The sequence below is a fragment of the Streptomyces sp. Go-475 genome (genome assembly GCF_003330845.1).
GTDB lineage: Bacteria > Actinomycetota > Actinomycetes > Streptomycetales > Streptomycetaceae > Streptomyces.
This window is the reverse complement of record NZ_CP026121.1, coordinates 565897-583176: the sequence shown is the minus strand read 5'-3', so window position 1 is coordinate 583176 and position 17280 is coordinate 565897. Positions and strand designations below refer to the sequence as shown.

Annotated in this window: 14 protein-coding genes; 13 read left to right on the top strand and 1 reads right to left on the bottom strand. The window is 69.3% G+C overall.

The genetic code is table 11. From position 1 onward, the window contains the following. Nucleotides 1-661: 661 nt before the first annotated feature. The 6 genes from C1703_RS02690 (at nucleotide 662) to C1703_RS02665 (ending at nucleotide 8654) form a co-directional block, all read left to right on the top strand. Complete coding sequence (locus C1703_RS02690) at nucleotides 662-2191, top strand: sugar ABC transporter ATP-binding protein (protein WP_114250350.1); 1530 nt, start codon at nucleotides 662-664, stop codon at nucleotides 2189-2191. Beyond that, nucleotides 2188-3159 carry an ABC transporter permease gene (locus C1703_RS02685; RefSeq protein WP_114250349.1) on the top strand — a complete coding sequence of 324 codons (972 nt, stop codon included), beginning with the start codon at nucleotides 2188-2190 and terminating at the stop codon, nucleotides 3157-3159. The genes C1703_RS02690 and C1703_RS02685 overlap by 4 nt, the downstream gene beginning before the upstream one ends. 1 nt (nucleotide 3160) lies before the next feature. Next, nucleotides 3161-4132, top strand: a complete 972-nt coding sequence (locus C1703_RS02680; RefSeq protein ID WP_114250348.1) for an ABC transporter permease — start codon at nucleotides 3161-3163, stop codon at nucleotides 4130-4132. Between the two features lie 22 nt (nucleotides 4133-4154). Further along, a complete protein-coding gene (locus C1703_RS02675; protein WP_114250347.1) occupies nucleotides 4155-5339 on the top strand; it encodes a substrate-binding domain-containing protein in 1185 nt (394 codons plus the stop codon). Between the two features lie 4 nt (nucleotides 5340-5343). Beyond that, nucleotides 5344-6222: a sugar phosphate isomerase/epimerase family protein gene (locus C1703_RS02670; RefSeq protein ID WP_114250346.1), complete on the top strand. Its 879-nt coding sequence runs from the start codon at nucleotides 5344-5346 to the stop codon at nucleotides 6220-6222. A gap of 134 nt (nucleotides 6223-6356) precedes the next feature. Then, complete coding sequence (locus C1703_RS02665; protein ID WP_232840394.1) at nucleotides 6357-8654, top strand: ricin-type beta-trefoil lectin domain protein; 2298 nt, start codon at nucleotides 6357-6359, stop codon at nucleotides 8652-8654. Nucleotides 8655-8711: 57 nt separating this feature from the next. Here the strand turns inward: C1703_RS02665 and C1703_RS02660 are convergent, their stop codons facing one another. Continuing rightward, nucleotides 8712-9482 carry a FadR/GntR family transcriptional regulator gene (locus C1703_RS02660; protein WP_114250345.1) on the bottom strand — a complete coding sequence of 257 codons (771 nt, stop codon included), beginning with the start codon at nucleotides 9480-9482 and terminating at the stop codon, nucleotides 8712-8714. Nucleotides 9483-9640: 158 nt separating this feature from the next. Between C1703_RS02660 and C1703_RS02655 the strand changes: the two genes are divergently transcribed. From C1703_RS02655 to C1703_RS02625, 7 genes are all read left to right on the top strand, one after another. Beyond that, the gene (locus C1703_RS02655; RefSeq protein ID WP_114250344.1) at nucleotides 9641-10912 is read left to right on the top strand and encodes an extracellular solute-binding protein; all 1272 of its coding nucleotides are present in this window, start codon (nucleotides 9641-9643) and stop codon (nucleotides 10910-10912) included. 184 nt (nucleotides 10913-11096) lie between these two features. Continuing rightward, a complete protein-coding gene (locus tag C1703_RS02650) occupies nucleotides 11097-11897 on the top strand; it encodes a sugar ABC transporter permease (RefSeq protein ID WP_343236419.1) in 801 nt (266 codons plus the stop codon). Next, complete coding sequence (locus C1703_RS02645; RefSeq protein ID WP_114250343.1) at nucleotides 11897-12724, top strand: carbohydrate ABC transporter permease; 828 nt, start codon at nucleotides 11897-11899, stop codon at nucleotides 12722-12724. The genes C1703_RS02650 and C1703_RS02645 overlap by 1 nt, the downstream gene beginning before the upstream one ends. A 3-nt stretch (nucleotides 12725-12727) precedes the next feature. Further along, complete coding sequence (locus C1703_RS02640) at nucleotides 12728-13930, top strand: mandelate racemase/muconate lactonizing enzyme family protein (RefSeq protein WP_114250342.1); 1203 nt, start codon at nucleotides 12728-12730, stop codon at nucleotides 13928-13930. Next, nucleotides 13927-14244, top strand: a complete 318-nt coding sequence (locus tag C1703_RS02635; protein WP_114250341.1) for an SDR family oxidoreductase — start codon at nucleotides 13927-13929, stop codon at nucleotides 14242-14244. Before C1703_RS02640 ends, C1703_RS02635 begins: the two co-directional genes overlap by 4 nt. Nucleotides 14245-14357: 113 nt before the next feature. After that, the gene (locus tag C1703_RS02630) at nucleotides 14358-15305 is read left to right on the top strand and encodes a sigma-70 family RNA polymerase sigma factor (protein WP_232840392.1); all 948 of its coding nucleotides are present in this window, start codon (nucleotides 14358-14360) and stop codon (nucleotides 15303-15305) included. A gap of 462 nt (nucleotides 15306-15767) precedes the next feature. Next, entirely contained in the window at nucleotides 15768-17249 is a 1482-nt protein-coding gene (locus C1703_RS02625; RefSeq protein ID WP_114250339.1) for a ricin-type beta-trefoil lectin domain protein, read from the top strand. Nucleotides 17250-17280: the final 31 nt, after the last annotated feature.

Sequence of the window (17280 nt, the reverse complement as noted above, 5' to 3'; positions counted from 1 at the left end):
CTCCTATTCGGCGGAGCAACGATGGCATGACCACGGGCACGCGTCGGCCGCACCTGAAGATGCGCCGGAGTGCCCGAGCGCGGTCGTAGGCACGCGTGTGCCGTCAGTTCGTCGTCCCGTCCGCCGTGACGGGCAGTCAAGTCCCTACGGAAGCAAGGGAGTCACACCAGATGCGACCGTCTCCCGTGGTCTGCCGGGCCAGCATGCAGCGGCGTATCGCAACAGTCAATATGAATCGGGTACTGCCGATTCCATAACACATTTTGCGCATCAATCGTTGTGGTTCGGCGCGCGACCGTCGCCGGGCCGATTCGATAACACATTTTGCGCAACAGCCGTCGTGGTTCGGCGCGCGACTGTGGACGGGGCGATTCGATAACACATTTTGCGCAACAGCCGTCGTGGTTCGGCGCGCGACTGTGGACGGGGCGATTCGATAACAGATTTTGGCGTATCAATCGCTGATGTCTGCTGGTATTGCCAGGCACTCATCCAGGCATTTACCCTCGGGGCCGCGATGTCGCCATCGCGTCCGGCGAAAGTTCGCGGCTATTGGACGACAGCTTCCGGAGGGGAGCTGTCATTCCATGCCGGGCGTACCCGAACGATTCAGCTATCGGCGACTCGGTCCTGCTGACGACGCGAATGTTGAGGGTCCACGATGTCTGGCCTGCTGCCGTCGCCGCTGCTCACTCTGCGAGGCATCGGCAAGTCGTTCCTCGGCGTGCGAGTGCTCGACGGCGTCGACCTCCAGGTCCGGCCGGGCGAGGTGCACGCGGTCGTGGGTGAGAACGGTGCCGGCAAGTCCACGCTCATGAAGGTGGTGTCCGGCGTCCACCAGCCTGACGAGGGAACGGTCGAGTTCGCCGGCGCACCGCGGATGTTCCGCACCCCGCGTGAGGCCCGACAGGCCGGAATCGGCATCGTCTACCAGGAGCTGACCCTGCTGCCCGAGCGCACCGTCGCGGAGAACGTCTGTCTGGGCCGTGAGCCCCTGCGCCGGGGGCTCGTCGACCGCAGGGCGATGCTCAGCCAGACCGCGGGGCTCCTCGCCTCGATCGGGGAGGGCTCGATACCGCCCGACACGCGCGTGGGACGACTCGGCGTGGCGCAACAACAGGTGGTCGAGATCGTCAAGGCGCTCGCCCTCGACGCGCGGCTGCTCATCATGGACGAGCCCACCGCGGCTCTGGCCGACCACGAAGTCGACCAGCTCTACGCGCTCGTACGGCGGCTGCAGGAGCACGGGATAGGCGTGCTGTACGTCTCGCACCGCCTCAAGGAGGTCTTCGACCTGTCCAGCCGGATCACCGTGCTCAAGGACGGCCGGGCGGTGGCCGCCTTGGACACCGCGGACACCAGCGCCGATCAGCTGGTGCATCACATGGTCGGCCGCGAGCTGTCGAGCTACTACCCTGCCCGGGCCGATCCGCAGGAGCTGGGCCCGGTGCGGCTGACCGTCCGGGGCGGAGGCAACCGGAAGCTGCGCGACATCGACCTGCGGCTGCGCGCCGGCGAAGTGCTCGGCGTCGGCGGCCTGCAGGGCTCCGGCCGGTCGGCGCTGGCCCGCGCACTGTTCGGCGCCGCACCGTTCAGCACCGGCCGGGTGACCGTCGACGGAGCGCCGGTCCGGCTGCGCTCGCCCCGCGCCGCGATACGGGCCGGTATCGCCTACGTCTCCGAGGACCGCAAGGGCGAGGGGATCGTCGCCGGGCAGTCGGTGCTCGACAACGCGCTGTTGGCCGCCCGCGCCGTCCGCGCCGTCCGCGCCGTCGGCCCAGGCCGGCTCGGCCGCGGTGCCCGTACCGCGCGGGTCCGGGAGCTGCTCGCGGCCGTCGAGCTTCGCGCCGCGGGGGAGGAGCAGGAGATCCGCTTCCTGTCCGGGGGCAACCAGCAGAAGGTCGTGCTGGCCAGATGGCTCGCGCTCGCCCCGAGGATCCTGCTCTTCGACGAGCCGACCCGCGGCATCGACGTGGGCGCCAAGTCGGCGATCCACGATCTCGTCCGCCGGCTGGCCCGCGACGGCGCCGCCGTGCTGATGGTCTCGTCCGAACTGCCCGAACTGCTCGGTATGAGCGACCGGATCATCGTCATGCGCGACGGCCGGATCGCCGGAGAGCTACCCGCCGGCGCGAGTGAGGAGGATGTCGTCGCCCTGGCGGTCGGCACCGCGCGGGAGGCGGCCGGATGAGCGGCGCGCTGTCCCCGCCGGCCCGGTGGACCCCGCCCGGTGTGTTCGTCGCCCTGGTCCTCACCCTGGCGATCGGCTGGATCGTCGTCACGGTCGACGGCGGCCGGCTGTTCAGCGTGCCGACGACGGTGAGCCTGCTGCACGTCGCCGCCGGTCTGGGCCTGGTCGCGGTCGGCCAGACGCTGGTCGTCATCGGGGGCTCGCTGGACCTGTCCGTGGCGTACGTGGTCAGCCTGAGCACCCTCGTCGCCGCCGAGACCATGGCCGGCGACGACGGTGCGCTGCTGCCGGCGATCGGCCTGACGCTCGCCGTCAGCGCCACGATCGGCCTCGTCAACGGCCTGCTCGTCACCACAGCGCGGATCAACCCCTTCATCGCGACCGTCGGCGTCGGACTGCTGCTGAAGGGATACCTCGACAACGGATACGACGGCCCGGCCGGCAAGACCGCACCCGCCCTGGTGCGGGGCCTGGGGTACCAGCGCGTCGGCCCGGTGCCGGTGTCGTTCCTGCTGCTGCTCGCCGTCGCCGCCGCGACCTGGTTCGTGCTGGCGCGCACCCGCTTCGGCCACCACCTGATCGCCGTGGGCGGTGACCCGGAGGTCGCCCGGCTCTCCGGCGTGCGGGGCGGCCGGGTCCTCGTCACCGCCCATGTGCTGTGCGCCCTCTGCGCCGGCCTCGCCGGGGTCTACCTCGCCAGTCGGCTCGGCGCCGGCGCACCGAGGGTGGGCACCGAGGGACTGTACGACCTGGAGTCCATCGCCGCGGTCGTGCTCGGCGGCACCGCCCTGGCCGGCGGGCGCGGCGGCGTGGTCGGCACGGTCGGCGGCGTGCTGCTGCTGGCGAGTATCGACGCCGTCTTCAACCAGCTCGAGGTCGACGTGTTCTTCAAGCAGGTGATCCGTGGCGTGATCATCATCGCGGCCGTCGCCGTCTACGCCCGCCGGGCGATGCGAAAGGCGGCATAGCATGCGGATCGCGCGCCCACTGCGGCTCCTCACGTTCCGCTCCGGCGGTCTCGCACCGATCCTCGTGATCCTGGCGGTGCTGCTGGTCCTGCTGACCGCCCGCCAGCCGGACTTCCTCTCGCCGCCGTCGCTGATGTCGTTCCTCGGCCGCTCCGCGCCGGTCGTCCTGCTCGCCGCCGGCCAGTACTTCGTGATCGTCTCCGGCGAGCTGGACCTGTCCGTCGGCTCTCTGGTCACCGCGCAGGTGGTCATCGCCGCCCGGCTGATCGACGGTGATCCGTCGGCCGGCTGGCCTGTCGTCGTGCTCCTGCTGGCGTTCGGCGTCGCCGTCGGCCTCGTCAACGGCCTGGTCACCACGCGGCTGCGGGTGCCGTCGTTCATCACGACCCTCGGGATGTTCCTGATACTCGTCGGTGCCGTGTACCTGTGGTCCGACGGTGCCCCGAAGGGCGGCCTCTCCGAGGAGTTCCGGCGGCTCGGTCGGTCGGCGTTCGAGGACGTGCCCGTGCTGGGCCGGATACCGTATGCCCTGATCGTCCTGTTGGCGGCGGCCGCCGTGGCGCTGGTGCTGGCGCGTTCGGACTTCGGCCGCACCCTGGTCGCCGTCGGCGGCAACCCGCGGACCGCCGAGCTGAGCGGCGTGCGCGTGTGGCGAGCCAAGACCATGGCGTTCGTCCTCAGCGGAGTCGCCGCCACGCTCGCGGCGGTCCTCATCGGCGGGTACAGCGGAGTGTCGTTCCAGGCCGGTGCCGGCCTCGAGTTCGGCGCGATCACCGCGGCGGTCCTCGGCGGTGTCGCTCTGGGCGGGGGCCGTGGTTCGGTCGTCGGCGCGATGCTGGGCGCGCTGACCCTGGAGACGCTCTTCACGCTCATGAACTTCTACGGCGTCTCCGGCGCCCTCGAACCGACCGTCCAAGGCGCGATCATCCTGCTCGCCGTGGCGGCCGCGTCCTTCCGTTTCCCGACCAGATAAAGGGGATTCAGTGAGGCATTCCATGACGGTGCTGGCCGTGAGCGCCTTACTGGTGCTGGCCGGCTGCTCCACCGACGAGCCCACCACCGGCGCAACGGGTTCGGCCTCCGCGAGCACCGGATCGGACACCGGGTCGGGCACCGGGGAGCAGTCGAAGTTCTTCGTGCAGGCCGACTACGACGAGCAGCTCGCGCTCCTGGACGCCGCGCCCACCGGGCCGTCCGGCAAGCCCTGGGAGCAGGCGCTCAACCCGGAGATGGTGGACACCGCGAAGTTCAAGAAGCCCGGACCGTACAAGCTCTGCTTCTCCAACGCGGGGCTGAACAACCCCTGGCGCCAGGTCGGTTTCAAGACCATGCGGGCCGAGGTCGACACGCACCGCGGCCGGATCTCCGAGTTCGTCCACGTCGATGCCGAAGGCAAGGACCAGAAGCAGATCGCCGACATCAACGACCTGCTCGGCAAGGGCTGCCACGCGCTCATCGTCTCGCCGAACACCACCGCGACGCTCACCCCGGCCGTGGAGGCCGCCTGCCGGAAGGGCCTGCCGGTCATCGTCTTCGACCGCGGCGTCGACACGACCTGCCCGGTGACGTTCATCAACCCCATCGGCGGCTACGGATTCGGCCACGTCGCGGCGGAGTTCGTCACCCAGAAGATGAAGCGGGGCGGCAAGGTGCTCGCGCTGCGCATCCTGCCCGGCGTCGACGTGCTGGAGACCCGCTGGTCCGCGGCGAAGGTCGCCTTCGACAAGGCGGGCGTCGACGTCGTCGGCGTCGAGTTCACCGACGGCGACCCGGCGAAGACGAAGAAGATCGTCAACGACTACATCCAGCGGTACGGCACGATCGACGGCGTCTGGATGGACGCCGGGGCGGTCGCGGGCGCGGCGGTCGAGGCGTTCGAGGACGCCGGCAAGCCCGTGCCGCCGATCAACGGCGAGGACCAGCTCGACTTCCTGAAGCTGTGGAAGGAGAAGAAGCTCACGGCGATCGCCCCGACCTACCCGACCTACCAGTGGCGCACCCCGGTCATCGCCGCGCTGAAGATCCTCGACGGCGAGCGGGTGCCGAACCCGTGGAAGCTGCCGCAGCCGACCATCACCCAGGACAACCTGGACGAGTACGTCGACCCCACCATGCCGCCGCTGCACTACGCGATGTGCGGCTGCACCGACCTGCCCGGCTACCCGAAGCGCTGGAAGTAGCCCGGTGTACCCCATCGGTGTCAACCCGTGGGTCTGGGCCTCGCCGGTCGACGACGAGGCCCTGGCCGAACTGGTGCCGCGGATCGCCGCGTTCGGCTTCGACGCGGTCGAGCTGCCGATCGAGCAACCCGGCGACGGGGACCCGGCCCGCACCCGGGACCTGCTGGCGGCGTACGGCCTGCGCGCGGTCGGCGTCTGTGCGGTCACCTCACCCGGACGTGACCTCGTGAACGCCCCGCCGGAGGCCGTCGCCTCCACCGTGGCGTACCTGAAAACCTGTGTGGACACTGCGGTGGCCGTCGGCGCGCCCTGCGTCGGCGGCCCGGTCTACGCCGCGGTGGGGCGTACCTGGCGCATGTCACCGCCTGAGCGCGCGGCCTGCTACGCGGACGTCCGCCACGCCCTGCGGCCAGTGGCCGACTACGCGGGGGAGCGGGGCGTGAGCATCGGAGTCGAGGCCCTCAACCGCTATGAGACGAGCGTCGTCAACACCGTCGAGCAGGCGGTGGAGCTGATCGACGGCCTGCCCGCGAACGTCGGCCTCATGATCGACACCTATCACATGAACATCGAGGAGGCCGACCCCTACGAGGCGCTCGTCACGGCTGGTCCGCACCTCAAGCACGTCCAGGTCAGCGGCACCGACCGCGGCACCCCGGGCGCCGACCACTTCGACTGGCCGCGCTTCCTCGCCGGCCTGGCCACGGCCGGCTACGGCGGCGCGGTGTGCATCGAGTCGTTCACCGCGCGGAACGAGGCCATCGCCACCGCGGCCTCGATCTGGCGGCCGCTCGCCCCGTCGCAGGATGCCCTCGCCCGTGACGGGTTGTCGTACCTCCGAACTGTCCTGCGTGGACTGGAAAACGCTCCCTTGACCGGGTGACAGGGGTGGAGTCGCTCTTGCCGTCATCCCCTTCGGCCCGGGAACCCCCACAAGGAGAAAACGTGTTCACAACTCTCGCGATACCAAGGCGGCTGCTGGCCGGAGCCGCCACAGTCGGTTTAGCCGCGACCGCCGTGACGGCGTTCCCCGCGCCCGCGTCCGCGGCTCCCCGCACCCTGTACGTCTCGCCGTCCGGCACCGGCACCGACTGTTCCAGCGCGCAGCCGTGCTCGCTGACAGCCGCACAGGCGGCGGTGCGATCGCTCAACGACGCCATGTCGGACGACATCGTGGTGCAGTTGGCCGACGGTGTGTACCGGCTGGCCCAACCCTTTCGGCTGACGGCGGAGGACTCCGGCTCAGGCGGCCACACGGTCGTGTGGCAGGCCGCCCCGTCGGCGCGCCCGGTGATCACCGGCGCCCGGGCGGTCACCGGCTGGACGGTGGCCGACGCGGCCAAGAACATCTGGAAGGCCGACGTGCCCGCCGGTCTCGACGCCCGGCAGCTCTACGTCGACGGCGCCGTCGCCACCCGGGCCCGCACGCAGGTGAACAGAGCCGACTTCACGCCGTCCAGCACCGGAATGAGGTTCTCCAGCGGTGCGTTGAGCTATCTGAACAACCTGGCGAACCAGAGCCGGATCGAGGTGGAGGGCGTCAACTCCTTCACGGACCGGTACTCGCCGGTGCAGAGCATCAGCGGGAACTTCATCACGATGCAGCAGCCGGCGTGGAACAACAACAACTTCGGCTACGACACCCTCATGCGGCCGCACCGGGCCGGTCCGTTCTACCTGTCCAACGCGTACGAGTTCCTGGACTCGCCCGGCGAGTGGTACCTGAACCCCACGGCCGGATCCCTGTACTACATCCCCCTGGCCGGGCAGAACATGAGCACCGTCAGCGTGGAACTGCCGAGGCTGCAGTCGCTGGTGAGCGTGGGGGGCACGTACAGCGAGCCGGCGCACCACATCACGTTCAGCGGGATCACCTTCACCGGTACGAGCTGGCTGGGTCCCAGCAGCAACCAGGGTTACGTGGACCAGCAGACCGGCGCGTACCTTTCCGGCAACTGGAACTGGCCGGGCTTCGACTCCTGCCACAACGGCTGCACACAGTTCGAGGCCGCCCGGCCGCACTGGCAGCAGATGCCGGCCGCCGTGCAGGTCTCCGCCGCCAACACCATCACCTTCAGCGACTCCCGGTTCGTCAACCTGGGCCAGACGGCGATCGGAATCGGCAACGACGCCAACGCGCACGCCAGCGGGGTCGGCCTGGGCGCCGCCGACATCACGGTGACCCGGTCGGAGATCGCCCGGAGCTCAGCCGGCGGCATCCTCGTGGGCGGCGTACGCGCCGACGCCCACCACCCCGGCGACCAGCGCATGGTCAACCGGGACATCACGATCAGCAACAACCGCATCCACGACCTCGGGGCGGACTACCGGGGCATCGTCTCCGTCCTGACCACGTACGTCACCAACAGCACCGTCGCCCAGAACGAGGTCTACAACATGCCGTACTCCGGCATGTCGATCGGGTACGGCTGGGGCGCCAACGACGCGGGCGGCAGCACCCACTACGCCAACCGCGGCCTGTACAACTACCAGCCGCGCTACACGACGCCGACCACCGCGTCCAACAACCGGCTCATCGGCAACTACATCCACGATGTCATGCAGCAGATGAACGACGGCGGCTGCATCTACACCCTCGGATGGAACCCGAGCGCGCAGATCAGCCGGAACCACTGCCAGCGGACCAACGGATACTTCGGGGTGTACTTCGACGAGGGCTCGAAGTACTACACGGCCACCAACAATGTCTTCTCGAACACCGGTACGTGGGCGACGGCCAACTACTGGGGTGGCGAGAACATGGGGAACTGGACCGTCACCAACAACTGGTCGACCAACGGCAGCACGAACATCACCAACGGGGACCGAGGCAACGTGGTCTCCGGCAACGTCACGGTCACCAATGGCAACTGGCCTTCCGGCGCCCAGGACGTGATGGCGACCGCCGGACCGCAGGGCACCACCCCGCCGCCCACGGGTCAGCAGATCGTGGGCGCGCAGTCGGGCCGCTGCCTGACCGTCCCCGGCACCACCAACGGCACCCAGACCCAACTCCAGGACTGCACCGGCGCGACCGGCCAGACCTGGACCTACACCGCCGGCAAACAACTGACCGTCCACGGCGGCAAGTGCCTCGACGCCAGCGGACGCGGCACCACCAACGGCACCGCGGTCATCATCTGGGACTGCAACGACCAGAACAACCAGCAGTGGAACGTCAACCCCAACGGCACCATCACCGGCGTCCACTCCGGACTGTGCCTCGACGCCAACGCCGGCGGCACCGCCAACGGCACCAGGATCATCCTCTGGTCCTGCCACGGCGGCACCAACCAGCAGTGGGCACTGCGCTAGCGGAATGCGTCGGCCTCGCTCGCGGCAGGACCCGTCGGCCGTGAGCGAGGCTCACCTCTAACGCCGCAGCGGGGTCGGCTCGCCCGGCCCGCTGCGGCGCACCACCCACGCTTCGGTGATGTGGGTGAACATCGCCTCGGCCGCACCCTTGGGGTCGTGCGCGGCGATCCGCTCGTAGATGCGCCGATGGCCGTGGTTGGACGCGACGCAGAAGGCGCGGCCGGTTCGGCCCGTGTAACGGGCCGAGTCGATGACCTGGCGCTCCAGCGAACGGACCACGGCCCGGCCGATGCGGTTCCCCGACGCCTGCATGACGGTGTCGTGGAACGCCCGGTCCGCTTCGTGGTACGAGGCGGGGTCGTCGACGAGCTCGTCCATGCGCTCCACCAGACCGCGCAGTTGGTCGATCACCTCGGCGTTCGCCAGGCGGGCGGCGACGTTGGCCATATCGGACTCCAGCGCGCGGCGGGTCGCGACGAGGTGATCGAGGATGGCCAGGCTCTCGTCCTCGGCGATGGTCGCGCCGAGGACCAGCTCGTCAAGCATGTTCCACTTCGTCGGCGGGGTGACCATCGTGCCGGCGCCCTGACGGACCTGCACCAGCCCCTTCTCCTGAAGAATCTTCACCGCCTCGCGCACCACGGTGCGGCTGACCGAGAAGGTCTCGCAGAGCACGGGCTCGGGGGGGAGCGGCGAACCGGACGGATGGACTCCACGGACGATCCGCTCCACCAGCTCAGCCGTGACCGCAGCGGCCAGGTTCGCCGGGCGCCGACTCCAAGCGGGAGCCCCAGAGGTCCCTGCGGATGACTGCGGTACTGCCGTCATGACACCCCCCGGGACCCGTGCCGTACCACGGATACCGGCCTACTATACGACACCCGGTTGACGTCATACGTCATACGAGTTACATACGTCATACGAGTTGCGTTCCTCCTCAACCTCAATCGCCGGACAGCCGGCCACCTCAGGAGAGTGGGGCAGCAATGAAGCAGCGAACACTGTGGTCGGCGAGCCTGGTCGCCGGGCTCGTTGTCTTAGCCGGCTGCGGAAGCGCCTCCGACCCGGATGCGGCGTCCGGTGATTCGCAGGGCAAACTCGTCGTCTGGGACTGGAAGTCCGGCGACGCCACGGCGTCCTCGTACGTCAAGAAGGCCAAGGCTGACTTCGCCAAGCGGCATCCCGGCGTGACGGTCGAGTTCGTCGCGCAGCCGTTCGAGCAGTACTACACCCTGCTCGGGGCCGCCATCCAAGCCGGCAAGGGGCCGGACGTCATGCTCTTCAACGGCGGCGGGCAGCTCCGCGACCGCGCGGACTCCCTTCTGCCGTTGGACGAGTACGTCCGTGATGACAGGAAGCGGCTGGCCGGGTGGGAGGCCTTCACCAAGGACGGCAAGACCTACGCCGCTCCGGTGACCTTGCAAGGTCACCCGATCTACTACAACAAGTCGCTCTACCGGAAGGCAGGGCTGGACCCGGAGCAGCCGGCCACCAGCTGGGACGAGTTCGTCGCCGACTGCCGGACCATCACCAAGGCGACCGGTGCCAGGTGCTTCGCGCAGGGCAACAAGGAAGGCATCGGTATCCAGTTCTTCCTGTCCGGGCTCGGCTCGGGCGTCCTGTCGCCCAAGGAGTACGACGACTGGATCGCAGGCAGACGGGACTGGTCCTCACCTGCGGTCAAGCGGGTCTTCTCGCTCTGGAAAGAGGCCGACGACAAAGGCCTGAACAACGACGGGGCGAACTCGACGGCGATGTTCAACGACGCGTTCGCGGTGTTCCAGTCCAACAAGGCCGCCCACGTCATCGGGTTGATGTCGGACGTCGGGCACTGGAAGGACTTCGCCGAATTCCTCGACGCCGACGACGTCGGCGTCATGAAGTCGCCGGTCGTCACGGCCGGTGCCACGCCGCGCCTTCCCTACGACGGCGGCATCGGCTACGCCGTCGCGAAGCGGACCAAGGACCCCAAGGTCGCCGCCGACCTGGTGCGCTCCCTGAGCTCGACCGACGCACTGAAGTCGTTCCACACCGACGCGGGCGCCATCGCGGCGGACCGCACCGTGGACGTCTCGAGCGCCGGCCCGGCCGTCGCCACGATCGTGTCCGAGATCGACCGTGGCAAGCCCGCCCTGCACGTGGCGCTGTCGTCCAAGACCGTGGATTTGATGGGGCGGCTGTCCCAGCAACTGCTGAGCGGATCGGTCACGGTCGACTCGGCGGTCGAGCAGCTGGCGGCATCCGACCGGGCGGGCTGAGGCCATGTCACCCATTGGTTCGTCGGGCCGCGCTGCTCAAGCAGGGCGGCCCGACGGGGCGCCGGCAGGTGAGGCGGTAGGTGGCCGCGGCCCTGCGCCGAAGGCTCCGCGAGTCCGGGGCGGCCGGCGCGCCGATCGCCTCGCCCCCTACATCCTGGTCGCTCCCGCCGTCCTGATCATCGTGGTGCTCCGGCTCTGGCCACTGGGACTGGGTGTCAACTTCTCCTTCACCGGTGACGGCGAACACAACGGCGCCACGGTGGGGTTCGACAACTACGCGGAGCTCATCGACGACCCGCTGTTCCGGACCGCGCTGCGCAACGTCGGACTGCTGGTACTGCTGCTGCCGGTCGCGGTCGCGATCCCGGGACTGCTCGCCACCTTCATCTATCTGCGGGTGCCAGGACACCGGATCTTCCGGAGCGTCTACTTCTTCCCGGCTGTGCTCTCACCGGTGATCGTCGGCGCGATCTTCAACCTGCTCCTGGCCTTCGACGGTCCGCTGAACGCCGTGCTCGGCGGCTCGGGGCTCGGCCCGGTGGACTGGCTCGGCGATCCCGACGTAGCCATGTTCACCGTCGTCGGCGTGCACATCTGGGCGACGTCAGGGATGGCGCTGGTGGTGTTCCTGGCCGGGTTCTCGACCCTGGACCCCGCGCTCCTGGACGCCGCCCGGGTCGACGGCGCCTCGCTCGCGCGGATGATCTGGCACGTCATCATCCCGGGTGTGTCCCGCACCATCCAGTTCGTCGTCGTCACCACGATGATCGGAATGCTCACCTCGATGTTCGGGCTGCTCTACGTCATGACCAGCGGCGGCCCGGAAGGGTCGACCTACCTGCCGGAGTACTACATCTGGGTCCAGCAGGGGCAGATGAGCCGCCCGGCGCTCGCGTCGGCCGCGTCCACCGTCCTCTTCCTCGTCATGCTGGTCGTGGGCCTGCTGCAGGTCGGCCTGCTGCGCCGGGCGGGGAGGGAGGACTGATGTCCCGCCTGGGGCCGAGCAGATGGCTGGTCGCCGTGCCGATGGCGCTCCTCGCCCTGGGCACGATCTACCCGCTTCTGTTCACCGCCAACGTCGCGATGAAGACCCGCCGGGAGTACGTCCTCGACCGGTTCTCCCTGGCAAGCACTCCGAGGTGGGACAACCTCAGCGCCGCGTGGAACAGCGACGGCATGGGGCGGTACTTCCTCAACTCCGTGATCGTGGTGGCCTGCGCCGTGGCGCTGTTGCTGCTCATCGGGTCCATGGCCGGGTTCGCGCTGGCCCAGGTGCGGTTCCGTGGCTCGTCCGCGCTGGCTCTGGTCTGCCTCGCGGCACTGTTCATCCCCTTCCAGGTGATCATGGTGCCGCTGGCCAGGATCATGGCCGACGGCGGTCTCATCGACACTTATCCGGGGCTGGTCCTCGCCTACGTCGCGCAGTTCCTGCCGTTCACCGTCTTCCTGATGACGAGCTACTACCGAGCGGTGCCCACCGAGCTCGTCGACGCCGCCCGGATCGACGGCAACACCCTGTACGGCGTCTACCGGCGGATCATGCTGCCGATGGGTGCCCCGGCACTGCTGTCGGTGGGCATCCTCGACGCGCTGTTCTGCTGGAACGACGTGCTCATCTCCCTGCTGATGATGCCGTCGGCCGACCATCGCACGCTGATGGTGGGCATCACCTCACTGCGCGGCCAGTACTCCGCCGACATCCCCACCTTCGCAGCCGGTGTCCTGATCGCCGGGCTCCCCGTGTTGGTGACTTACCTGTTCCTGCAGCGCCAGATCGCCGACGGCGTGACGGCCGGCGCGACGAAGGGATGACGTATGCGCGTCACCGGGTACAGAACCCTGACGACGGCACAGCGATGGGGCCGACCTGTCGGTGACGCCAACGGCGTCTACGCCGACGGCGTCGTGCCCGTGCCGGTCGTCGTCGTCGAGACCGACGAGGGGATCACCGGAGTCGGCCTGGGACCGCACGTGGAAGCCGAGGCGATCTTCGCCGCCATCGACGGCCAGGACCCGCGCGCGGTGACCGCCCTCTACGACCGCATGCTGCGGCACACCTTCAAAGCCGGGCATGCCGGCGTGGTGTTCGGCACGATCGGCGCGTTCGACACGGCGTTGTGGGACATCAAGGCACAGGCCGTGGGTGAGCCGCTGTGGCGGTTGCTCGGCGGCAACGACCGCATGGTCCACGCCTACGCCTCCGGCCTGGACATCGCCCTCACCGACGACGAGCTCGTCGCCACCTACCAGGTCTATGCCGAACGCGGTCTGCGGGCGGCGAAGCTCAAGGGCGGTCTGGACATCGAGCGTGACCGGCACCGGCTGTCTCTCGTACGCGAGGTACTGACCGAGGCCGCGCACGGGAGGCGGCCAGGGCTCATGCTGGACGCGAACGAGTGCTGGAGCCGCAAGCAGGCGGTACGCCACGTCGGTGAACTGGAACGCACACTCGACCTGACCTGGATCGAGGAGCCGGTCCGGCGCTGGGACGCCGACGGCCTGGCCGCTGTCAGCCGTGGCGTACGGACGGCCGTCGCCAGTGGGGAGAACCTCACCGGCCTCGAGCAGTTCCGCCCGCTGATCGCGGCGGGAGGCGTCGACATCGTCCAGACGGCCGCGGTCTGGGGAGTCACCCACTTCCTGCGTGTCGCCGCGCTGGCGCACGCCTACGACCTGCCGGTCAGCCCGATCGGCAACACGCCTGTCGCGCTGCTGCACGCCGCGACGTCGGTGCCCAACCACCTCGTCAGCGAACTGCAGGGCCTGCGGCCGCCGATCGGCGTCGCGATGGACCTGCACGTCGAGGACGGCGCCTTCGTGCTCGGCGACACGCCGGGCCTGGGCATCCGGATCGACGAAACGGTGATCACAGCGGCCCGTCAGCGAACGGCACACGCCCCCGACGGACCGCACATACGGCCGGAGCAGGCCGGCCGGCGGCTGCTCGCGGTCACCCCTGGACCATACCGGTACACCGCGGAAGGGACGTTCGACACTATGGGGATGGAGGATCGATGAAAGCGGTTGTCCACCGCGGAACCCGCACCCGCGAGATCGAGAGCCGGGTCGCCGACGCGCCGGCCCTGGCGAAGGAGTGGGGCGGGCGCGGCGCCAACGTCAACGCCATCGCACCGGGCTGCGTCGCCACCGACAACACCGAGGCGTTACGCGCGGACCCCCAGCGCAACCAGGCGTTCGTTGGCCGGATCCCGGCCGGTCGCTGGAGACGCGCCGACGATCTCCCCGGGGCCACGGTGTTCCTCGCCTTCCTGGCGTCGGACCGTGTCAACGGCATCGCTCTTCCCGTTGATGGCGGATGGCTGGGGCGATGATGGGCCGATTACCAGCCGGCCGCGCCCGAGTCGATCGTGCGTGCGGATCCGAGGGTGGCGACGTGCGCGGAACCTGGGGCGGCCTTGCCCGAGGCAACGTGGATGGGCTCGTGATGCGAGCCGGCCGAGCCGACGAGACGAGCCTGGTCGTCGCCGCACAGGCCGGCGATCCACGAGCGCTCGACGACCTGGCCGCGACGTACCTGCCGCTGGTGTACGCGATCGTGCGCAGGGCGATGGGTGAGCTCGCGGACGTCGACGACGTGGTGCAGGAGACGATGCTGCGGGTCCTTCCCGAGCTGCGTACGTTGCGCGCCCCGGAGTGCTTCCGGCCCTGGCTGGCCACGATCGCGACACGACAGATCAGCACCCACCTGCACCGACGGCAGGCGGACGCCGAACGGACGGCCCCCCTCGACGAGATGACCGACCCGCCGGACGCCGACGCCGAGAACCTGGCCCTGATCCACGTCGAGCTGTCCGGTCATCGCCGAAAGACCGTACGCGCCAGTCGATGGCTCGACCCGGACGCCCGGGCGCTGCTGTCTCTGTGGTGGCTGGAGACCGCGGGCCGGCTGACGAGGGCGGAGCTCGCGGCGGCGCTGGGAACGAGCGTGGCTCACGCGGCTGTGCGCGTCCAGCGCATGCGCAACCAGCTGGAGCTGAGCCGGTCACTCGTCGCCGCGCTGGAAGCCAGCCCCCGGTGCCCACGGCTGACCGCCGCGCTGGGGGGCTGGGACGGCGTACCGAGCACGCTGTGGCGTAAACGCATCACCCGGCACACCAGAGCCTGCGCGGACTGCGGCCGGGCCGCCGACGAACTGGTACCCCTCGAGCGGCTGATCGTCGCCCTGGCGTTGCTCCCCGTCCCGCCGGCGCGGTCGGCCACGGTGCTCGACAAACGTGCGCTCGCCGGGGCGGCCGAGAACGCCGTCGTGAGGGGAGCCGAGCCGGCCGAGGCCGCTAGTCGGCACCCAGGTCTTCGCGTTCGGTTGACGGCGCCCTGCTTTTCGGCAACCACGGCGACTGCGACGGCGACTGTTCAAGCCGGCCGCCGATAACGAAAACTGCCGCGATTCACACGGGTTCGCCGCATCAATTAGCCGCCTGAAAACGTTATGAGGGGTGGCCGTTAATAGTCCCGCTTCTCCGGTTGGTTGAACAACGGCTCAGGCCCAGATATATCGACGGTTCTCTCTTGAATGGACCATGGCAATATGTCATCTTCTAGTCGTCGACGCGAAAGCGGAAGCACATTCTTGCGCATCGCCGCCATCAACCACGCAACGCGAACCAACTCCACCTGCTGACCGGAGAACCGGGCGAAGCCGGGGAGCGAGGCTTTCCAGGCGCCACGGCAGCGACATGACGCTGACATGCTCGCTGCGCGAGCGATCTGGGAGGGGGCCGGCGCGGAGAGGGCAAGCTCCGCGCCGGCTCGCCCGGCTGCCGGCAGGCGGTCGACGTCGACAGGCCCCGCACAGCGCAGACGTGACCACACCGCCAATCGGGAAGGCACGACCATGCCCCACACCCATCGCCGGCGCCACGTCGCCCGGGCGCTCGCCTGCATGCTGACCGCCCTCGGCGCGCTCGCGGTCGTCGAACCCCAGAGCGCCTCGCCGGCCGCCGCCGACACCGCCCAGTTCCGCGGCGTCAACTGGGCCCGGCTCGGTGACAACTTCCACGGTGGACCGCTGGTCCTGCACGGGTTGAGCGGCTCCGACAGCTACCAGACGGTCGTGGCGAAAGCCAACGCCGTCTACACCGGCTTCGAGAACAACCTGGGCGCCAACACCGTTCGGCTCCCGATCAACACCTACACAGTCGGGACGAACTGGTGGAGCGCGTACACGGGCGCGATAGACGCGGCCACCGCGAGGGGATTCAAGGTCGTCCTGTCCTATTGGGAGGACGGGGTGGCCGCCCGCGACGGTCGCATCGTCAACCCGAGCGCCTTCGACACCATGTGGAACACCGTGCTCGCCCGGTACGGCACCAACAGTCTTGTCTACTTCGAGCCGATGAACGAACCGGGCGGGCACAGCGCCGGCGAGTGGGCGAACGTGGTGAGCAACTGGATCAGCGGCCGCCCGTCGATTCCGCGGAACCGCGTCTTCGTCAGCGGCGCCGGCCTGAACACCGACATCAAGTCCATGTGCGCCGACCGCCGCCTGGACGGCACGTTCCTGTCGCTGCACCACTACACGTTCTTCAGCGGCGCGAAGACCTACGACCAGTGGGTGGCGTACCTGCGGAACGCGATCGGCTCCTGCGCCGACCGCACTGTCGTCGACGAGTTCGGCGCGCCGATGGACACCGGGCTCAACTACCACGACGCCGGCAGCACCGACAACTTCGTGCGCTATTTCCGGGCCACCACCACGGTGCTCCGGGAACTGCGGATCGGCTCCGTCTACTGGCCCGGGCTGGGTGGAAAGATACGCGCCGGCCAGGGTGACGACTGGTATGCCATGCAGAAACTGCACGGCACCGGCACCAACCTCACGCTCAGCACCCCCAGCGCCAGCGGCCGCGAGCGCCTCCGGTACGGCTGGGGCCTGGACGGCGACGCCCCGGCCCCGACCGGCCCGCTGCGCAACGTCGGCACCGGGCGCTGCCTGGACATCCCCGGCGGGACCACGGCGAACATCCAGGTCCAGGTGTCCACCTGCGCCAACTCGGTCGGCCAGCAGTGGACCTTGACGGCCGGCGGACAGATCACCGCACTCGGGGGCCAGAAGTGCCTGGACGCGTACAGCAGCGGAACGACGAACGGCACCGTGGTCGGCACGTGGGCGTGCAACGGCGGCGACAACCAGCGTTGGACGGTGGGCACTGACGGCACCGTCCGCAACGTTCACTCCGGCCTCTGCCTCGACGTGAACACCGCCACCTTCAAGGTGCAGCTGTGGGCGTGCTGGGGCGGCGACAACCAGAAATGGCAGACCCAGAACACTGCCGCGCGACGCGACGCCCGACTCGGCGGACACGGTGGACGGTGACCGCCGTCCGCGGCCGAGCCGATGGCGTAAC

Coding starts and splice junctions, on each gene's coding strand:
- C1703_RS02690 (WP_114250350.1), top strand. CDS start 662: ATGTCTGGCCTGCTGCCGTCGCCGCTGCTCACTCTGCGAGGCATCGGC.
- C1703_RS02685 (WP_114250349.1), top strand. CDS start 2,188: ATGAGCGGCGCGCTGTCCCCGCCGGCCCGGTGGACCCCGCCCGGTGTG.
- C1703_RS02680 (WP_114250348.1), top strand. CDS start 3,161: ATGCGGATCGCGCGCCCACTGCGGCTCCTCACGTTCCGCTCCGGCGGT.
- C1703_RS02675 (WP_114250347.1), top strand. CDS start 4,155: ATGACGGTGCTGGCCGTGAGCGCCTTACTGGTGCTGGCCGGCTGCTCC.
- C1703_RS02660 (WP_114250345.1), bottom strand. CDS start 9,482: ATGACGGCAGTACCGCAGTCATCCGCAGGGACCTCTGGGGCTCCCGCT.
- C1703_RS02655 (WP_114250344.1), top strand. CDS start 9,641: ATGAAGCAGCGAACACTGTGGTCGGCGAGCCTGGTCGCCGGGCTCGTT.
- C1703_RS02645 (WP_114250343.1), top strand. CDS start 11,897: ATGTCCCGCCTGGGGCCGAGCAGATGGCTGGTCGCCGTGCCGATGGCG.
- C1703_RS02640 (WP_114250342.1), top strand. CDS start 12,728: ATGCGCGTCACCGGGTACAGAACCCTGACGACGGCACAGCGATGGGGC.
- C1703_RS02635 (WP_114250341.1), top strand. CDS start 13,927: ATGAAAGCGGTTGTCCACCGCGGAACCCGCACCCGCGAGATCGAGAGC.
- C1703_RS02630 (WP_232840392.1), top strand. CDS start 14,358: ATGCGAGCCGGCCGAGCCGACGAGACGAGCCTGGTCGTCGCCGCACAG.
- C1703_RS02625 (WP_114250339.1), top strand. CDS start 15,768: ATGCCCCACACCCATCGCCGGCGCCACGTCGCCCGGGCGCTCGCCTGC.